Annotated in this window: 3 protein-coding genes; 1 reads left to right on the top strand and 2 read right to left on the bottom strand. The window is 40.5% G+C overall.

Translation table 11 applies throughout. From position 1 onward, the window contains the following. The coding region (locus tag AC5JMK_RS07775; protein WP_495909798.1) for a hypothetical protein at nucleotides 1-324 on the bottom strand (324 nt) is incomplete at its 3' end. Between the two features lie 61 nt (nucleotides 325-385). On the opposite strand from AC5JMK_RS07775, the gene AC5JMK_RS07770 reads away from it, so the two are divergent. Next, a complete protein-coding gene (locus tag AC5JMK_RS07770; protein WP_495909797.1) occupies nucleotides 386-1,243 on the top strand; it encodes a hypothetical protein in 858 nt (285 codons plus the stop codon). 1 nt (nucleotide 1,244) lies between these two features. Here AC5JMK_RS07770 and AC5JMK_RS07765 read toward each other — a convergent pair whose 3' ends face one another. Continuing rightward, nucleotides 1,245-2,483 (bottom strand): hypothetical protein, encoded by a 1,239-nt coding sequence (locus tag AC5JMK_RS07765; protein WP_495909796.1) that lies wholly within the window; start codon nucleotides 2,481-2,483, stop codon nucleotides 1,245-1,247. Between the last annotated feature and the right edge of the window lie 81 nt (nucleotides 2,484-2,564).

The following is a 2,564-nucleotide window of genomic DNA, read 5'->3' as shown; positions in this document are numbered from 1 at the left end:
CTTCCTTGCAGCAGCTTCTGGGTTGACGTTTCCGTGTTTCGCGCACCCTGTAGCAACTTCCGTCTTCCTTGCAGCAGCTTCTGGGTTGACGTTTCCGTGTTTCGCGCACCCTGTAGCAGCTTCCGGGTTCCTTGCAGCAGCTTCTGGGTTGACGTTTCCGTGTTTCGCGCACCCTGTAGCAGCTTCCGTCTTCCTTGGGGCTGTTTGAGCTAGTATCAAGACTGTAATTGTAGCTGGTGGTTTAGTGAAGCAGGCGATCGCTTGACTTTCAAGACAGTCGCTACAAAACAGGATTTGGAGTAGAGTAGCTGATCTAAACGCCAACAAACTTAGATTATGCTGGATAGCAAATAATTGCTATTAAAGTTGCCTTTTGAGTGTCAATATGTATTTGTCACACTTATTCAATCTGTCTCAAATTAGGCTATTCCAGATTTGGGTTTTTATCGCCCAAGCTACTCCATCTCCCACACCCAGCCCAAAACCATCTCCCTCCGGTGGTGCTGATGTCGAGTTACTCAAAAGCCAAATCCAGTTTTTACAAGATGCTAACACACGCCTGAATAATAGTTTTGGCAGTTTTGTTGGTGCGATTAATCTATCATTTGTGGTATTCGGAATAATTTTAGGAGTAGTTGGAGCGATCAGCGTTTACCTGTTTAATCAAAGTCTTAAGGAAGCACGTCAGTTGATACGCTCTGAAGTTGAACAACGGCTGCAATTATCAGTGAGTGAGGTTGTTGGTCAACAAGTTGGTAATCTCAAACAAATTTTAGACCGCGAAAAAGTGCTTGGTGGTATATCTGTTGATTACCTTCTTCCTCAAGGCCAACCAATGCTTGCTGATGATTATCCAGAAGAGTATCAGTTGCTTGCACAACGAGGATTTAAAACAACACGAATGTTAGATGCTTCCAAAAGAATCAAGGTTTCTGGTGATGTTGTGGTTCTAGATTTGGTGAATTACAAGCTAATTGCTGATACAGAAAAAAACAGTTTACCAGAAACAGAAATTGCTCAGTTAATAGAAAAGCGAGTAGCTGAACAACTCAAAAAGATTGTTAACGTGCTTCCCAACAAAGCAGTTTTAGTGGTTTATATTCGACCAGGTAAGCAACGCATCAATGCGATTGATGAACTCTCACCAAAAGTTAAATATTACGCTTCAGCGAATACACCTGTAAATTTAATGGGTACTGTGGTTGATTCTGCTTATGTTGCTGATGCTTGGAATAAATGTTAAATCAGTCGCAAGCTCTGCGTAGGTGTAGGGGCCAAATTTGAGCATAGCTATCAAAGGAATTTTGAGAATTATCTATCGCATCTTTCAATCTTCTTAAATATTCTTGACGAGGGTCTTGGTTTGCTCCAAATACTGTCACAACTTGATATTTGTGCAAGTTAGCAATCCACACAGGAGAAGGTATCACATCACGGTCAATTTCGTCACCTTCTTCTGTAGATTCTTTATTGATTCCTCCGCATAAACTTTTTGCTATTGTATAGTCGTGAGACTCTAAGTCATGAAATTGGTCATGTAATATTTTGAGTGCATAAGGTCTAGAATTTTGTTCTTTCACTGCTTTGCGAATTACCAAAATCTCACAATTGATATCCACAGCCTCAACCCAAGTATGTGCAGTAGATGCAATCACATCTTCTCGTGGTTGGCGATAATCAATTTCTTGTTTTGCCAATACACGTAACGTTGAATAAAACTTGTCTAAATGTTGTTGAAATAAATTCTGGAACTTTTGAGGAGTTGGAGGTAATATCCAATTCTGTCTCACTGTTTCGGTAATTTCCTCACGTGTAGGCATCAAATTAACTCCTCGATGTTGAGGATTTCCTATGCGTTTGTAGTAAGGTCTTCTCGCACCATGTCCAACTCCCCCTAGATGAAACATTAACCAAGTCAAACTTCTCAATAAGTCGCGAATTAATGGCTTAATTTTGTCATTGATGAAGGGTGAATAATGTAAAATAAGAATTCCAGCTTGAGAATGGGATTGAGAGTTATCCCCATTATCGATTTCTAGCTGAAAAAGTCCTGTTTGTGCTTGTGGCTCAATTCCACCAAATACAAATATTTCTAGCTTACGTACCCGCTTTTGAGGCAAAACCCCTAAAGCAAAAATTCTAAACCAATACCGCAGCATCGACCGAAAAGCAATAGGTCTCACTTCTGATACTGCTTGGGGTCTCGGTTGCCAATTACTCTGGCCATCTTGTCTCCAGTCAACTCGTTGATATCCGTGAATTAGTTGTCCTTCCAATTCAAAAGGAACTTGTAGAATTGGGGTTCTTTTTTTGGGACGTAGTTCTGAAGGAAGAGAAACAAAGGCTTGTCTTTCAAGTTTTAACTTTCCATAACCACTATTGACTCGTGAACCAATTCCTTGAATTAATCCTTTAAGTAACCACTGTTTTACTTGTTGCAAAACGGTATCAGAACAACTTACTCCTTGACGTAATCCAATCACAAAAGTAGGTTTGAATAAGGAAAGAAAGTATCGGCTCAATAATTCGGGGTAGGCAGTGATTCAAGCTGCCACGACCAGCCT

This window comes from Pelatocladus sp. (genome assembly GCF_059505505.1).
This window is presented reverse-complemented; position numbering and strand designations above follow the sequence as displayed.